General features: G+C 67.3%; 12 protein-coding genes and 1 tRNA gene. 7 read left to right on the top strand and 6 right to left on the bottom strand.

Features of this window, described 5'->3' with window-relative positions; genetic code table 11:
• Window positions 1-47: 47 nt before the first annotated feature.
• On the bottom strand, window positions 48-530 hold the full coding sequence (gene tsaE / locus CR918_RS12360) for a tRNA (adenosine(37)-N6)-threonylcarbamoyltransferase complex ATPase subunit type 1 TsaE (RefSeq protein WP_025876369.1): 483 nt from the start codon (window positions 528-530) through the stop codon (window positions 48-50).
• A complete protein-coding gene (locus CR918_RS12365) occupies window positions 527-2,011 on the bottom strand; it encodes an NAD(P)H-hydrate dehydratase (RefSeq protein ID WP_099843116.1) in 1,485 nt (494 codons plus the stop codon). The genes tsaE and CR918_RS12365 overlap by 4 nt, the downstream gene beginning before the upstream one ends.
• A gap of 23 nt (window positions 2,012-2,034) precedes the next feature.
• Between CR918_RS12365 and queG the strand changes: the two genes are divergently transcribed.
• Together queG and xseA are read left to right on the top strand one after the other, a co-directional pair.
• Complete coding sequence (queG, locus tag CR918_RS12370; protein WP_059064679.1) at window positions 2,035-3,105, top strand: tRNA epoxyqueuosine(34) reductase QueG; 1,071 nt, start codon at window positions 2,035-2,037, stop codon at window positions 3,103-3,105.
• Between the two features lie 45 nt (window positions 3,106-3,150).
• Window positions 3,151-4,491 (top strand): exodeoxyribonuclease VII large subunit, encoded by a 1,341-nt coding sequence (xseA, locus tag CR918_RS12375; RefSeq protein WP_059064680.1) that lies wholly within the window; start codon window positions 3,151-3,153, stop codon window positions 4,489-4,491.
• Between the two features lie 571 nt (window positions 4,492-5,062).
• Here the strand turns inward: xseA and CR918_RS12385 are convergent.
• Together CR918_RS12385 and CR918_RS12390 are read right to left on the bottom strand one after the other, a co-directional pair.
• A complete protein-coding gene (locus tag CR918_RS12385; protein ID WP_025876363.1) occupies window positions 5,063-5,953 on the bottom strand; it encodes a M48 family metallopeptidase in 891 nt (296 codons plus the stop codon).
• 102 nt (window positions 5,954-6,055) lie between these two features.
• Window positions 6,056-7,939 carry a formylglycine-generating enzyme family protein gene (locus CR918_RS12390; RefSeq protein ID WP_099843118.1) on the bottom strand — a complete coding sequence of 628 codons (1,884 nt, stop codon included), beginning with the start codon at window positions 7,937-7,939 and terminating at the stop codon, window positions 6,056-6,058.
• 84 nt (window positions 7,940-8,023) lie between these two features.
• On the opposite strand from CR918_RS12390, the gene rnd reads away from it, so the two are divergent.
• On the top strand, window positions 8,024-9,103 hold the full coding sequence (rnd, locus tag CR918_RS12395; protein WP_099843120.1) for a ribonuclease D: 1,080 nt from the start codon (window positions 8,024-8,026) through the stop codon (window positions 9,101-9,103).
• 67 nt (window positions 9,104-9,170) lie between these two features.
• On the opposite strand, the gene CR918_RS12400 is transcribed toward rnd, so the two are convergent.
• Both CR918_RS12400 and CR918_RS12405 read right to left on the bottom strand, forming a co-directional pair.
• Window positions 9,171-11,501, bottom strand: coding sequence for a TonB-dependent receptor (locus CR918_RS12400; protein WP_099843122.1), 2,331 nt, complete (start codon window positions 11,499-11,501; stop codon window positions 9,171-9,173).
• Window positions 11,502-11,655: 154 nt separating this feature from the next.
• Window positions 11,656-12,246 carry a TetR/AcrR family transcriptional regulator gene (locus CR918_RS12405; RefSeq protein ID WP_059064683.1) on the bottom strand — a complete coding sequence of 197 codons (591 nt, stop codon included), beginning with the start codon at window positions 12,244-12,246 and terminating at the stop codon, window positions 11,656-11,658.
• Window positions 12,247-12,347: 101 nt separating this feature from the next.
• On the opposite strand from CR918_RS12405, the gene CR918_RS12410 reads away from it, so the two are divergent.
• The 4 genes from CR918_RS12410 to CR918_RS12425 all read left to right on the top strand — a co-directional run bounded on the left by CR918_RS12410 (window position 12,348) and on the right by CR918_RS12425 (window position 15,431).
• Entirely contained in the window at window positions 12,348-13,403 is a 1,056-nt protein-coding gene (locus CR918_RS12410; protein ID WP_099843124.1) for a sugar phosphate isomerase/epimerase family protein, read from the top strand.
• Between the two features lie 20 nt (window positions 13,404-13,423).
• Window positions 13,424-14,317, top strand: coding sequence for an alpha/beta fold hydrolase (locus tag CR918_RS12415; RefSeq protein WP_099843126.1), 894 nt, complete (start codon window positions 13,424-13,426; stop codon window positions 14,315-14,317).
• Window positions 14,307-15,221, top strand: coding sequence for an alpha/beta hydrolase (locus CR918_RS12420; protein WP_099843128.1), 915 nt, complete (start codon window positions 14,307-14,309; stop codon window positions 15,219-15,221). The genes CR918_RS12415 and CR918_RS12420 overlap by 11 nt, the downstream gene beginning before the upstream one ends.
• Before the next feature lie 134 nt (window positions 15,222-15,355).
• Window positions 15,356-15,431: transfer RNA gene (locus CR918_RS12425), tRNA-Ala, on the top strand.
• Window positions 15,432-15,506 lie beyond the last annotated feature (75 nt).

The raw sequence follows: 15,506 nt of genomic DNA on the forward strand, positions 1-15,506 counted from the left end.
AACACCTTTTTCCTTAATAATCCGTAACCTGCCGGTGTTTGTTCTCGTCAGCCGACAGAAAGGGCCTGCAAGTCGCCACCTTCGGGAAGCCGCTGCAGCCATTCACGTCCCGTGTCGCTGATGCCAGTGAGACGCACGCGACGCCCCTGACCTTCAATCTCCAGTGCGACCACCAGATCGGTTGGCGGCAGCGCACCGGCACCGCGCTCCGGCCATTCGACCAGCCACAGCACGGCACTGCCCTCGTCCAGCCCGAGGAAATCCAGCTCGCCGGCCTGGCCGATGCGATACAGGTCCATGTGCCAGGCCTCGCCGCCACTGGACAACGGATAGCGCTCGACCAGGGTATAGGTGGGGCTGCGGATCGCCCCCTGCACGCCCAGCGCTCGCAACAGCGCGCGCGCCGTGGTCGATTTGCCGGCGCCAAGATCACCGCGCAGCTCGACCAGCGCCTGCGGCGGACGGGTGGCTGCCAGCCATTGCCCCAGCAGTTCGGTGGCGTTGCTGTCAGCAAGGAAGAATTCGGTCATCGGGAACGTTCCGGGTTGGCCAGCCGCCGCAGGGGCGCCAGCAGATCAGTGGGAAGCAGGCCGCGGGCACCGTCGGCGGCGGCGACATCGCCGGCCAGGGCATGCAGCAGCGCACCGCCTGCCGCCGCATCGAACGCAGGCAGGCCCTGCGCGCGCAGGCTGGCGATGATGCCGGTCAACAGGTCGCCCATGCCACCCACCGCCATTCCCGGGTTGCCGGCCGCAATCAGTCGCGGTGCATGGCCGGGCGCGGCGACGATGCTGCCTGCCCCTTTCAGCACCACCACCGCGTGATAGCGCTCGGCCAGCGCCTGCGCGCTGGCATAGCGATCAGCCTGGACTGCCGCCGTGGTGGTTTCCAGCAGGCGCGCGGCTTCGCCGGGGTGCGGGGTCAGGATCGCATCGGGCAGCGCATGTGCATCCTGCGCCAGCAGGTTCAACGCATCGGCGTCGATCACAAGCGGCAGGCCTGACTGCAGCACACGCGCATACAGCGCGCGCGCCCATTCGTCCTGGCCCAGGCCCGGGCCGATCGCCACCACCCTGGCTTTTGCCAGCAACGCCGGCAGCGCTGAGCCATCTTCCAGCGCGTGCGTCATCGCTTCAGGCAACCTCGCCAGCAGCGGGCCGACATGGTCGCGGCGGGTGCCGATGCTCAGCAGGCCCGCGCCAGCGCGCAGCGCAGCTTCGGCGGCCATCGCGATGGCACCGCCGCTGCCATGGTTGCCGCCCACGCACAGCACGTGGCCGGATTCACCCTTGTGGCTGTTGGCACGGCGCGGCGGCAGCAGATCAGGCAGGCGCGACTGCGTCCAGCACTCTGCAGCAGCGACGACACCCTGCCAGGCCGCATCGGCCAGCGCCAGTGGTGCCAGGTGCCTGCGCCCGGTGTATTCCAGTGCATCGCCGGTGTACAGGCCGCGGTGGGCGACGATGAACTGCACTGTCAGGGCCGCGCGTACGGCTGCGCCCGGCACGCAGCCATGGTCGGCGTCGACACCGCTGGGTACGTCCAACGCCAACACCGGCGCCTGCTGCGCGTTCAGCGCCTCGATCAAGGCCAGTGCCGCGCCCTCTGGTGCCTTGGAGAAGCCAAGGCCGAACAGGGCATCGACCCATATATCGGCCTGGGCCAGTTCGCCGTTGGAATCAGTGACGGTGCCGCCCGCGGACCTGAAATCCGCTGCGGCGCGCTGCGCCAACGCCGTGGAAGGTGGGCTGCCCGGCAGCGCGATCAGCTGCACCTGCCGCCCGGCCTGCAGCGCATGACAGGCCAGCACATAGCCATCGCCGCCATTGTTGCCGCTGCCAACCACCACGCCGATCCGCCGCGCCTGCGGCCAGTGCTGCAGCAGGCTCTGCCAGGCCGCCTGGCCCGCCTGGGCCATCAGGCCCCAGCCACCATCGCCATCCAGCGCGGAGGCCTGGGCATCGAGTGTGCGTGCGGCACGGGAATCGAACAGATCGGCGAGGTTGGCCATGCGGGGATTTTATACTGGTGCACATGTCCCCCGTCCCTGCCCCCCTCGATCCGGCCCTGGCCGTACAGCGCATCCGCGATCTGGCGCGCGCGCATGGCTTCCAGCGCTGCGGTATCGCCGGCATCGAACTGGGCGAGGACGAGGCGCACCTGGCCGACTGGCTGGGCCAGGGCCTGTACGGCACGATGGACTGGATGGCACGCCACGGCACCCTGCGGGCGCGCCCGGCAGAACTGCTTCCCGGCACCGTGCGGGTGATCTCGGTGGGCATGGACTACAGCCACAGGGACGACACCGAAGCGTGGGCGACCCTGGCCGATCCGGGGCGCGCCTACGTCGCCCGCTACGCGCTAGGCCGCGATTACCACAAGCTGATGCGCAACCGCCTGCAGAAGCTGGCCACGCAGATCAACGATGAAGTGGCGCCGCTGGGCTACCGCGTCTTCGTCGATTCGGCGCCAGTGCTGGAACGCGCGCTGGCACGCAACGCGGGGCTGGGCTGGATCGGCAAGCACACCTGCCTGATCGACCGCCACGGCGGCTCGTGGTTCTTCATCGGCGAGATCTACATCGACCTGCCGCTGCCGATCGACACGCCGGCCAGCGCGCACTGCGGCACCTGTACGCGCTGCATCGACGTCTGCCCGACCCAGGCCATCACCGCCCCGCAGCGGCTGGATGCGCGCCGCTGCATCTCCTACCTGACCATCGAGCATGACGGTGCGATTCCAGTGGAGATGCGACCGCTGATCGGCAACCGCATCTATGGCTGCGACGACTGCCAGCTGGTCTGCCCCTGGAACAAGTTCGCCAAGCGCACCGACGAAGCTGACTTCCGCGCCCGCAACAACCTGGACACCGCACGCCTGGACCAGTTGTTCGCCTGGGACGAAGCTGAATTCCTGCGCCGTACCGAAGGCAGCCCGATCCGCCGCAGTGGCCATGAGCGCTGGCTGCGCAACATCGCCGTGGCACTGGGCAATGCGCCAACCACGGCTGAGACGCTGTCGGCGCTGCAGACGCGCGCCGAGGCTGCTTCACCCGTAGTCCGCGAACACGTGCAATGGGCACTGGCCCAGCACGGCCAGCGCTGACGTGCGATCCTGAGCCCCCTGCTCCATCTGCCCCACGCCGTCACCATGCAGCCACGCAACAACGACGTCTTCACCCCCAGCCAGCTCAACACCCTGGCGCGCGACCTGCTGGAAGGCAGCTTCCCGGCGATCTGGGTGGAAGCCGAACTGGGCAGCGTGGCGCGGCCGGCGTCCGGCCATCTGTATTTCACCCTGAAGGACGCGCGTGCACAGTTGCGCGCTGCGATGTTCAGGATGAAGGCGCAGTACCTGAAGTTCGTTCCGCGCGAGGGCATGCGCGTGCTGGTGCGCGGCAAGGTGACCCTGTACGACGCCCGTGGCGAGTACCAGATGGTGCTGGACCACATGGAGGAAGCCGGCGAAGGCGCGCTGCGTCGCGCGTTCGAGGAACTGAAGGCGCGGCTGGAAGCCGAGGGACTGTTCGACCCAGCCCGCAAGCGGCAGATGCCGGCCCACGTGCAGCGCCTGGCGGTGATCACCTCGCCCACCGGTGCCGCCGTGCGCGATGTGCTGAGCGTGCTCGGCCGCCGCTTCCCGTTGCTGGAAGTGGATCTGCTGCCGACCCTGGTGCAGGGCGCAACCGCTGCCGCGCAGATCACCCGCCTGCTGCAGGCCGCCGATGCCAGCGGCCGCTATGACGTGATCCTGCTGACCCGTGGTGGTGGCTCGCTGGAAGACCTGTGGGCGTTCAACGATGAAGCGCTGGCCCGCGCAATCGCCGCCAGCGGCACGCCGGTGGTCTCGGCGGTGGGTCACGAAACCGACTTCAGTCTCAGCGATTTCGCTGCTGACCTGCGCGCGCCTACGCCATCGGTGGCCGCGGAACTGCTGGTACCCGATCAGCGCGACCTGGCCCTGCGCCTGCGCCGCAACGCGGCTCGCATGGTGCAGCTGCAACGCCACGCCATGCAGCAGGCCATGCAGCGCGCTGATCGCGCCCTGCTGCGCTTGAACGCACAGAGTCCGCAGGCACGACTGGATCTGCTGCGCCGTCGTCAGCTGGACCTCGGACGTCGCTTGCATGCGGCGCACAACCAGCAGCAGGAGCGTCGCGCAGCCCGTTTGCGCCACGCTGCCGCAGTGTTGCGGGGCCATCACCCGCAGCGGCAGATGGAGGCGCTGCGACGTCGCCTTGCCGCGTTGGGCGGGCGCCCACAAGCGGCGCTGCAGCGCCTGCTGCAGCGTGATGCGCTGCGCCTGCGTGGCCTTGCACGTTCGCTGGAAGCGGTCAGTCCGCTGGCGACCGTCGCGCGTGGCTACAGCATCGTGACCCGTGCAGAGGATGGCGCACTCGTGCGCCGGATCGAGCAGGTGCAACCGGGTGACGCACTGCAGGCCCGGGTCGGCGACGGCGTGATCGACGTCCAAGTGACTGCAGTCAAGTAAGGGGGGTTCGGCAGGGCTGCGCCCTGCACCCGCAGAAGCAACGGCAGCAGCCGAAGCAACGGCAGAAGCGGGTTTACTGAGGGATGGCGGGGTGGGCCCGGTTGCGGGGGACGCTGCAAGTACGTCCATGTAAGCTCGGTCGCGCCATCCATGGCGCTCACGCCCCCGCAACCGGACCCACCCCGCCTTCGAGAGTTTCCCGGTGGCGGTTGGTACATCCATGCCATGCGTGAATGAATCTCCATCGAGATCGAATATTTCGACAATTGATCGAAATGCATCCACGCATGGCGTGGATCTACCGTGTCGACCAAGGTCGACACCCACCAAGGGCAGGCCATGCCGTTCCGACAGATCGCGAAATCTGTCGAAGGCGGGGTGGGTCCGGTTGCGGGGGTGTCAGCCGCATGGATGCGGCTGCCAAGCCCCCATGGACGGGTTCACGGCGTCCCCCGCAACCGGACCCACCCCGCCATCCCACAGGAAGCCAGCTTTTGCTGTTGAGGTTGCCGGCCAGCGGCCGGCACTACCGCTTCGGCGGGTGCAGGGCGCAGCCCTGCCGAACCACCCTTTACCTTGCCTGCTCGCAGAACTTCTGCCGATACTCCAGTGCCTTCGGCATCAACGCCTGCAGGTTCTGGATACGGGTACCCGGATTGGGGTGGGTCGAGGCGAACTCCGGCGGCGACTGGCCACCACCGGCCTGGCCCATGCGCTGCCACAGCGGCACCGCCTCGCGCGGGTCGAAGCACGCCGCGGCCGCCAGCATCAGGCCCACTTCATCGGCCTGCGTCTCGTGGCTGCGTGCATACGGCAACAGATACCCATAGCCCATCGCCGACATCATCATCTGTTGCTGCTGCGCATCCATGCCACTGGCGGCGCCGGCTACCTGGCCGATCTGGGTCAGCTTCTGCTGGGCCATGCGCTGTGCACCATGGCGCAGCAATGCGTGGGCGATCTCATGGCCCATCACCACCGCCATCGCATCGCGGGTGCGCGCCACCGGGATCAGCCCCGTGTAGACCGCCATCTTGCCACCGGGCAGGCAGAAAGCATTGGCCTGCTCGGACGGAATCACGTTCACTTCCCACTCGAAGTCGCGTGCGAAGTGTGCCGGCTGCAGCCCGTGTTCCTGCGCCAGCGCGGTTTCGACAACATCCACTTTGGCGATCAGTCGCTCGGCAATCGCCCGGACATCCCGCGAGACCTGTTCATTCGGGCCCAAAGGGCGCTCCTGCGACAGGATCTGCTGGTAGGCCTGCAGGCCCAGCGCCTTCTCCTGGCTGGCGTCCAGGCTGCTGTCGATCAGCACCTTTTCGCCGGTATAGGGGTCGACCGCACGGTTGGAGAACCAGTAGAACGCCGCGTAGCCGGCGGCCAGCAGCAGCACCCACCAGCGGATGTTGCCGAACAGGCCACGCCGCTGCTGCGGCGAGCGGGAAAAAGGATCGTTGCGCATCGGCTGGTCTTCCGGCTGACCCCGCCGGCCGGCGGGTACGGCGCAATCTTAGTGCGGCGCTGCCTGCGGCGGGTGAAACCGGCGCCGATCCAGTCGTGCCCGTCAGATCCCTCGCACCAGTCGGAAGCCGATGCGCGCGTTGGTGGTATCCGAATCCTGCGATTGCCGCCACGCCGCCCGGGTCTGCTCCGGCGCATTGGCCCAGTTGCCACCCCGGATCACCCGTGAACGGCAGCCCGGGTTGAACCACGCCACACCATCAGCCGGCGCGCGCCGATAGCTGGCATGCCAGCAATCGGCCACCCACTCGCTCAGATTGCCGCCCATGTCATGCAGCCCGAAGGCGTTGGCCTGGAAGCTGGCGACCGGGGCCGGTCCCCACCAACCATCGCCATAGCCGACGAAGGCGTTGTGCCAATGCCTGCCCGAAGGCGAAACATCCTTGCTGCCGGTGTAATTACCACTGCCTTCCGGCGGCAGCCCGGCATCGCCCCACGGGTAGCGGCCACTGCTGCCGGCACGCATCGCGTACTCGAACTCGGCCTCGCTGGGCAGGCGGTAGCTGCGGCCGGTCTGTTCGGACAGCCAGTTCGCGTAGTTCTCGGCATCACGAACGCTCACGTGCATCACCGGCGAATTGCCCAGTGCCCGCCCGCCGTCATAGTCGGACCGCCAGTCCACGCCGCTGCGACGGATGAAATTGCCGCTGCGCTCGTCATAGACCACCGAATGTCCACGCCGGGTCGCACGTGGGCGGGCATTGGTCGCCTTCACATAGCGCTCGAAGTCACCCACGGTGATCTCGGTGATCGCCATCGCGTACCCTCGCTCGAAACGCACATAGTGGGATGGCCGCTCTGCGTCGGTTGCGCCCGGTTCGGTATCACTGGCGCCCATCTGGAATCCGCCATGCGGCACCACGATCATCTGCGGTCCACGGCCGCCATCACGCAGCGCATCGCTGAACACCTGCCCCGGCCGGAAGCTGCCGTAATGGGTGGCCAGTTCGATGCGTTCGCGCAGCTGCGCCACCACCGCGTCGCCCGGCAAGGCAATGCGCAGCGCTTCGGCCAACTTCTCGCGCGCAGGCTTCAGCCCCTGCGGGGTGGTCAGATCATGCAGGCCGCCATCGCGCAGCTGGACCAGTGCCGCTGCACGGATCTGCTCGATGCGCTCGAACGCATCGGCGATGGTCGGTGACGAGTCCCGCACCTTGCTGGCTTCTGCCAACCACGCGCCGGCACTGGCGAAATCGCGGATACGCGCGGCATCCTCGGCACGCCGGATCAGCCCACTTTCCGCAGCTGCCAGGCCCTGCCGCGCGCGACGATTCGCCGGGTCCAGCGCAAGTGCCTCACGGAAGTTGCCAATCGCACCATCCCCCGCTTCGCCGATACGGTCGGCACGCAGATCGTCTTCGCCCGCGCGGTTGTAGGCGACCACACGCTGCGCGGTCTCGACCCGCCCCTGCAGCGCGCGCACCTTCTCGTCCTTCGGCGCCAGGGTCAGCAGCACCAGCGCCTGGCGCCCGGCTTCAGCCAGCGCTTCACGCTGATGCAATGGCTGCTGCAGCAACGCATCGGCCTGCTGCTGCAGCTTCTGTTTCGCGCGTTGCAGGCCCAGGCGCGCCTGCCGATCGTCGGGTTCCTCCTCCTGCACTGCCAGCCACAGGGGCACGGCCGCATCGCCATCTTCATACAGATGCCCCCGCGCGAATGCCTGGTCGGCAGCCCGGCGCAGCTGTGCCAGCGTACGTCCCTGGCGATCAACCCGCGGCGGCGTCCACTGCTGGATGTCCTCGGCCGCGTCGTCACCGGCAATGGTCACCGTGCCCCGCCCGGTACCACGCGCCGGACCGGCCTCTGGTGCGGCATCGGCCGGCTGGGCTGCGGTGGCACCGGCGGTCTGCGCAGGGGGCGACGGCGTGCAACCGGCCAGGCTCACGGCCAAGGCGGTAAACAGCGCGGGCGACAGCAGAAAACGCAAGCAGGGCCTCCTTCGGCACGGATGCGGACCGACGTTAGGCTATTCTCCCCTGCCTGAGCAAACCCGAGTAGTAGGCCCTGACACGTGGCAACCTGGATCACCACCCCCGCCGAGCTGGACACATACCGCCAGCAGCGGCCGACCCGCATCGGCCTGGATACCGAATTCATCCGTGAACGCACCTTCTGGCCACAGCTGGCGCTGGTGCAGATGGCCGTCGGCCAGGACATCCTGCTGATCGACCCGTTGATTCCCGGAATGCCCGAGGCCTTGGCGCCGTGGCTGGCCGATGAATCCATCACCAAGGTGATGCACAGCGCAAGCGAAGACCTGGTGGCGTTCAAGTGGACCTGTGGCGTGCTGCCGCGTCCGTTGTTCGACACCCAGATCGGCGCCGCGCTGGCTGGCATCGGTGCTGGCATGGGCTACCAGAAGCTGGTGCAGGAGATCACCGGCGTGGCACTGGAAAAGGGCGAAACCCGCTCTGACTGGATGCGCAGGCCGTTGTCGGACTCCCAGCTGAAGTACGCCGCCGACGACGTCGAGCATCTGTTCGCGATGCACGACGCCATCTCCGCCAAGCTGGAAGCGCTGGGGCGCCAGCAGTGGCTGCACGACGATGGCGAGCGCCTGCTGGCCAGCGTGGCAAATGACGAAGACCGCTGGCCCCACCTGGGCATGCGCTCGGCGCAGTTCCTGGACGCGCCCGCGCAGCGCCGCCTGCTGCGCCTGCTGCGTTGGCGCGACGTGCAGGCGCGCGCCAGCGACCGCCCGCGCAGCTGGATCCTGGACAACGAACTGGCCGCCACCCTGGCACGCACCCCGCCAGCCGATGCCGCTGCAGTGAGCAAGCTGTTCGAACAGTTCCCGAAGGCGCCGCGCAAGCTGGCCGCTGCGGTATGGCAGGCGCTGGACACGCCGCTGGCCGACGAAGCCGATGCGCCGTTGGCGATGCAGGCCAGCGATGCCAGCAAGCATCTGCTGAAGAAGCTGCAGGATGCGGTGGCCGAACGCAGCCGCGAGCTCGGCCTGGCCGACGGCGTGCTGGCTTCACGCAAGCATCTGGAAAGCTATCTGGAGCGTCAGCAGTGGCCGGCTGCACTGGCCGGCTGGCGCCAGCAGGAACTGGAGCCGCGGTTGCAGGCGTTGTTGCCCGCAGTCTGAGGAACCTGGCGGACAACGAAAAACGGCGCTCGATGAGCGCCGTTTTCGATACTCCAACCGGTAGTGCTTACCAGTTCATGTTCAGCGAAACACCCACGGTGCGCGGTTCGTTGTAGACCGCGGCCATGTAGTTCTCGATCACACCCTTGAGGTTCTTCTCGTTGGTGATGTTGCGCGCGAACAGCGCCACTTCGTAGGCACCGTAGTTGCCCGAATAGCCGATCTTCAGGCCACCCTCGAAATCACCCTTGGAGTTGAACTCCCTGCTGTCGTACAGCACGAAGCTGGTGTAGCCCTGCTTGTTCCAGTCGGTGGACACGAACATCGTGGCCGCGTCGCTGACCGGGAAGTCGTAACGCGCTGCCAGGTTGATGTTGTACTTCGGCGCGTTCGGCAGCGGGTTGCCATCGATCTGCGCGAAGGTGTTGGCACCGACCTTGATGGTCGGATCGTTCACCGTGCACACCACCTGGCCGTTCAGGCCGCAGACCTGCGCGTAGACGCGCTTGTCCTTGATCTCGCTGTGCAGCAGGCTCAGGCCGGCGCTCAGGGTCAGGTTCTGGATCGGGCGCAGCTCCATGTCCGCTTCGAAGCCGTAGGCCTTGGCCTTGTCTGCGTTGAACAGCACGCCGTTGCCGTCCGAATCGTTGCCGTTGAGCTGGATGTCGTTGACGGCGTAGGTGAACGCGGTGGCGTTCAGGCGCAGGCGGTTGTCCCACAGGCTGCTCTTCACGCCCGCTTCCCACGACAGGATCGTCTCCGAATCGGCGGTGGTGAAGTCGGCATTGAACACCGCCGAACGGCCCTGGATGGTCGGGCCACGGAAGCCGCGGGCGACCTTCGCATAGACGCTCACGTCCGGGGTGATCTGATACATCGCGCTCAGATCCCAGCTCGGGGTGGTGTCGGTCATCTTGACGTCGGTGCGGCCCTTGTAGGTGACCAGGCCGGCAGCGGTATCGGCCGTCTTCAGCAGGCGGGTGTGCTTCTCATCGCGGGTCTGGCGCAGGCCGGCGGTGACGGTGAACTTGTCGGTGAAGGCGTAGCTGAGCTGGCCGAAACCGGCCCAGGAGGTGTTCTTGTTGCGCAGGCGCACCCAGTTGTTCGGGTTGCGCGCAGCGCCCTTCAGGAACCAGGCGCGCTGGTAGAAGTCGGTGGTGTCGCTGCCGTTGAAGTAGAACGCACCGGCCTGCCACTGCAGGGCGCTGTCGTCATGGCTGGCCAGGCGGAACTCCTGGGTCCACTGGTCCAGGTCACGGATCTGACCCATCGACTGGCCGTAGCCGTTCGGCACGCCATTGACCGGGAAGTTGACCGCAGCGCCGCCGTCGGTGTCACCGCGGCTGTAGCCGGAAGTGGTCTCGTAAGCGGTGATCGAGGTGAAGTCGATCGCGCCGAAGTCATAACGCGCCTTCACCGAACCGCCGTAGGTCTTGTACGCCTGCGGGTTGTTGTCGGCCTCGTCGTAGGCGACCTGGTCACGCGGCACGTCGGTCTTGTTCGAGCCCTTGGTCAGTGCGTTGCGCAGGAACAGGGTCGAGGTGCCTTCGTAGTCGCGGGCGTGGGCCGAAGCAAGGATCGAGAACTCGTCGCTGGGGGTCAGCAGCAGCTGCGCACGCACGTTGCGGTCGTCGAAGCCGCCCATGGCGTTCTTTTTGGGGCTGACCGTGCCATCGGCGCTGGGGCCGGTGTAGGTGTTGTCGACGTAGTCGTCGCGGTGCTGGTACAGCGCCGACACGCGGAACGATGCGATGTCGTTGATCGGGCCGCCGAAGCCACCGTCGATCGACACGCTGTTGTAGGAGGCATAGCTGGCGCTGACGCGACCGCTGTAGTCCTGGGTCGGCTTGAGGGTGTCGAACTTGACGATGCCGGCGGTGGTGTTGCGGCCGAACAGCGAGCCCTGCGGACCGCGCAGCACTTCCACCTGGTCCACGTCATAGACCGGGTTGGACTTCAGCACCACGTGCTCCAGCACGACGTCGTCCTGGATGATCGACACCGGCTGCGAGGCACCGAGGTAGAAATCGATGTTGCCCAGGCCGCGGATGTAGAAGCGCGGGAAGATGCGGCCGGTGGTGGTTTCCGCATACAGGCTCGGCACGCGGCCGGACAGCGCCAGCAGGGTGTCGTCGCCGCCGGCGGTGAAGTCGCGCATGCGCTCGCCCTGCACCACGCCTACCGACACCGGCACTTCCTGCAGGTTCTGCTCGCGGTGCTCGGCGGTCACGGTGATGGTGTCCAGCCCGGTCGGGGTCGGTGCACTGTCCTGCGCGGCAGCACCGAAGCTGGCAGCCAGCGCCAGGCCTGCACAGGCCAGGGCCAGCGGATGGCGACGGAAGGAAACGAAGGAGGACGACATGCCCGACGAACGGCGGGAATCGGAATGGGAAGGCATCGAAAGCTCTGAGGAGGCGTCCGTGCGGCCTGCGCTGACCGGGCGGCAAATAGGAGGAAAACTGCGCAAGCGGCCATTATCCTCCAAATTGTTACAATTTCGTTGCGCCGCTGGGCAGCAGGGGGATCAGGCCGCTTTCGGCACAGTCCCCGCCTCAGCCGTGCTGCGGTAACGGCGCCAGCGCAACCTCGACCATCGCCAGCAGGCGTTCGCGGCTGATGCCGTCTCGCGCCTGCACCGAAATTCCATGCAGCACCGTGGCGAAATGATCGCCCAGCGCCTGCACCGACAGATCGGCGGCCAGCTCGCCAGCCGCCTGCGCCTGCTGCAGCCGCGCGATGATCGCTGCCGTGCGCTGGCGGCGGTGGCCGGCCAGCCAGTCGCGCACGCCCTCGCCATCCGGTGACACGCTGCTGGCCGAGGACACCACCAGGCAGCCATGCGGACGACCGCGACGAGTGTAGGTCAACACGGCATCCCGCAGCATGCTGCCGATCGCATCGCGCAGTGACGCCTGCTCCAGCGCGCGCGGCGCGAAGCCGCCCTCGCCTTCCTCGTACAGCGCCACCGCTTCGCGGAACAGCTGCTCCTTGCTGCCGAACGCGGCGTAGATGCGCGCCGAGGCAATGCCAAGCGCTTCGACCAGGGCCGACATCGAGGTGCCCTCATAGCCGTGCTGCCAGAACAGCAGCATCGCCTTGCGCAATGCCTGGTCCCTGTCGAATTCGCGCGGTCGCCCTGCCATCTGCCTGCCTGCCGTTCTGAGGCGCGCAGTGTAACGCGGGTGTTGACCATCCCGATGCACGCGCCTATTCTTTGGCGACCGACAAACAATTGGAGCAACACATGCAAACCCTCAAAGGCCCCAGCCTGCATCTGGCGCAGTTCGCTGGCGACCAGGCGCCGTTCGACAGCCTGTCCGGCATCGCCGCCTGGGCGGCCGGTCATGGTTTCAAGGCCCTGCAGATTCCGGCATGGGAAGCGCGCCTGTTCGACCTGGCCACCGCCGCCGACAGCCAGGACTACTGCGATGACCTGCGTGGCACCCTGGCCGAGCACGGCCTGCAGGTCAGCGAGCTGACCACCCACATCCTGGGCCAGCTGGTGGCGGTGCATCCGGCCTACGATGAGCTGTGCGATGGTTTTGCACCGGAAGCACTGCGCGGCAACCCGCAGGCACGCAGCGAATGGGCACAGCAGCAGCTGCATCTGGCCGCCCGCGCCTCGCGCCGGCTCGGGCTGCAGGACATGGGCACCTTCTCCGGCTCATTCGCCTGGCCCTACCTGTTCCCCTTCCCGCAGCGTCCGCCGGGCCTGATCGATGCCGCATTCGATGAGCTGGCACGCCGCTGGCGGCCGATCCTCGATACCTGCGGGGACAACGGCATCAACCTCTGCTACGAAATCCATCCCAGCGAAGACCTGCACGATGGCACCAGCTTCGAACGCTTCTTCGAGCGTGTGGGCCAGCACGAGCGCTGCCGCATCCTGTTCGATCCCAGCCACTTCGTCCTGCAGCAGCTGGATTACCTGCAGTTCCTGGACATCTACCATCCGCTGATCCGCATGTTCCACGTCAAGGATGCGGAGTTCCGTCCCAATGGTCGCCAGGGCATCTACGGTGGCTACGCCGACTGGACCGAACGCGCGGGCCGCTTCCGCTCGCTGGGCGATGGCCAGGTCGATTTCAAGTCGATCTTCTCCAAGCTGGCGCAGTACGACTACGCCGGCTGGGCAACGCTGGAATGGGAGTGCTGCCTGAAGGACCAGGAAGCCGGTGCGCGCGAAGGTGCCGCCTTCATCCGCGACCACATCATCCCGGTCACCGACAAGATCTTCGACGACTTCGCCGGCGCGCCGATCAGCAGCGCCCAGCTGCAGCACATGCTCGGCATCGCCTGAGCCCCCACAGGAACATCCCCATGACGAATTTTTCCACCGCTGGTACCCCCGGCGACGACACCGTGCGCCACCACTACCTGCGCATCGACGGCCAGCGCGTGCATTGCGTTTCCGCCGGCAGCGGTCAACCGGTGCTGTTGATTCCCGGCTGGCCGCAGACCTGGTACGCCTGGCGCCACGTGCTGCATGCCCTGGCCGAGGCCGGCTTCGAAGCGATCGCGGTCGACCCGCCCGGCATCGGCGAATCCGATCGCCCTGCGCACGGCTACGACACCGGCAGCGCCGCCGCAGTACTGCACCAGACCATGCAGGCGCTGGGCCACGAGCGCTATCAGGTGGTCGGCCATGACATCGGCATGTGGATCGCCTATGCATTGGCCAGCGACCAGCCGCAGGCGGTGCAGCGCCTGGCCGTGACCGAAGCGGTGATTCCCGGGTTGGCGCCTGAGCCGGGCATCTTCGCCACGCCGGCCGACAACATCTTCCTGTGGCACTTCATGTTCAACCAGGTGGCCGATCTTCCCGAGGCCCTCATCACCGGTCGCGAACGTGCCTACCTGGACTTCATGTTCGACCGCTGGTCGTACCGGCGCGACGCGGTGGCCAGCGAAACCTACATCGCCGCCTACAGCCGCCCCGGCGCGTTGCGTGCAGGGTTTGCCTGGTACCGCGCGATTCCGGAAACCATCCGCCAGAACCAGCTCCGCGCACAACGCCGGCTGACGATGCCGGTGCTGGCCATCGGCGCCGAGCACGCCACCGGCAACGCCCCCATGCTGACCCTGCAGCCGCACGCCGATGACCTGCGCGGCAGCGTCGTGCCGGGGTGTGGCCACTTCATCATGGAAGAAGCACCGCACGCCTTCCTCGCCCAGCTGCTGCCGTTCCTGCAGGAGGCTGACCATGCCGCTTGAACCCGCGTTGCAATCGTTCGTGGATGCGGTGGCGGCGCAACCACTGCCAGACGATCTGCTGGAACTGCGTGCACTCAGCGAACAGGCGCTGCCCACGCTGCAGGGTGCCACCGAGGCGGTATCGCATGTCGTGGAGCACGTCATCAGCGCACGCGACGGCCATGCGCTCGTCGTGCGCCTGTATACGCCCGCAGCCAACGGCACCGAGCTGCGCCCTGCCCTGTTGTTCGCCCACGGCGGTGGTTGGTTCCAGTGCTCGCTGGCGGTCTATGACGGCCCCTGCCGGGCCCTGGCCAATGCCAGCGGCCATGTCGTCGCTGCCGTCGGCTATCGCCTGGCGCCGGAGCATCCGTTCCCGACGCCGCTGCACGACGTCGCCGATGCGTGGCTGTGGCTGCAGGCCCATGCCGCCGCGCTGGGTCTTGATCCGGCACGGCTGGTCATCGGCGGCGACAGCGCCGGCGGCAATCTCGCCGCCGCGTGCTGCCTGCTGCTGCGCGATCAGGGACTGCCGTTGCCATCGCATCAACTGCTGCTGTACCCGGCACTGGATGCCGCCATGGCCAGCGGCTCCTACCGCGAGTTCGCCGACGGCTACTACCTCAGCGCCGAACTGATGCAGCGCTGCTGGCAGGCCTACCTCGGCGACAGTGACCGCCGACAGGCGCTGGCTTCGCCCCTGCACGCCCGCGATCTGCGCGGCCTGCCGGCGGCCACGGTGCTGAGCTGTGAGTTCGATCCGCTGCGCGACGAAGCTGAACAGTACGCCGCCAACCTCCGGGAAGCGGGTGTGGACTGCACGCTGGAGCGCCTGCCGGGGATGATCCACGCCTGCATCCACCTGCATGGTGTGTCGGCGGCGACCGACATCGCGATCCAGCGCGCGGCGGCCCTGCTGCCCTGAGCCAGGCCTGCAGCGGCGCAGAGCACCTGCGCCGCTGTGTCCGGCCCGCCCCTTTGCAGCCGGCACCGGCCAGCGCTATGCTAGGGTCGTCACGTGGCGCCAGCTCCGCTGCCCACGGGATGCAACACCCCCATGGGGCCATAGCTCAGCTGGGAGAGCGCGTCGTTCGCAATGACGAGGTCAGGAGTTCGATCCTCCTTGGCTCCACCATATGAAAAACAGAAAGCCCCGGCACTGCCGGGGCTTTCTGTTTTGCGCAGGGCGCAGAATAATGATGAAGATAGC

Origin of the sequence: Stenotrophomonas indicatrix, from assembly GCF_002750975.1 — a bacterium.
In the GTDB taxonomy this organism is placed as follows: domain Bacteria; phylum Pseudomonadota; class Gammaproteobacteria; order Xanthomonadales; family Xanthomonadaceae; genus Stenotrophomonas; species Stenotrophomonas indicatrix.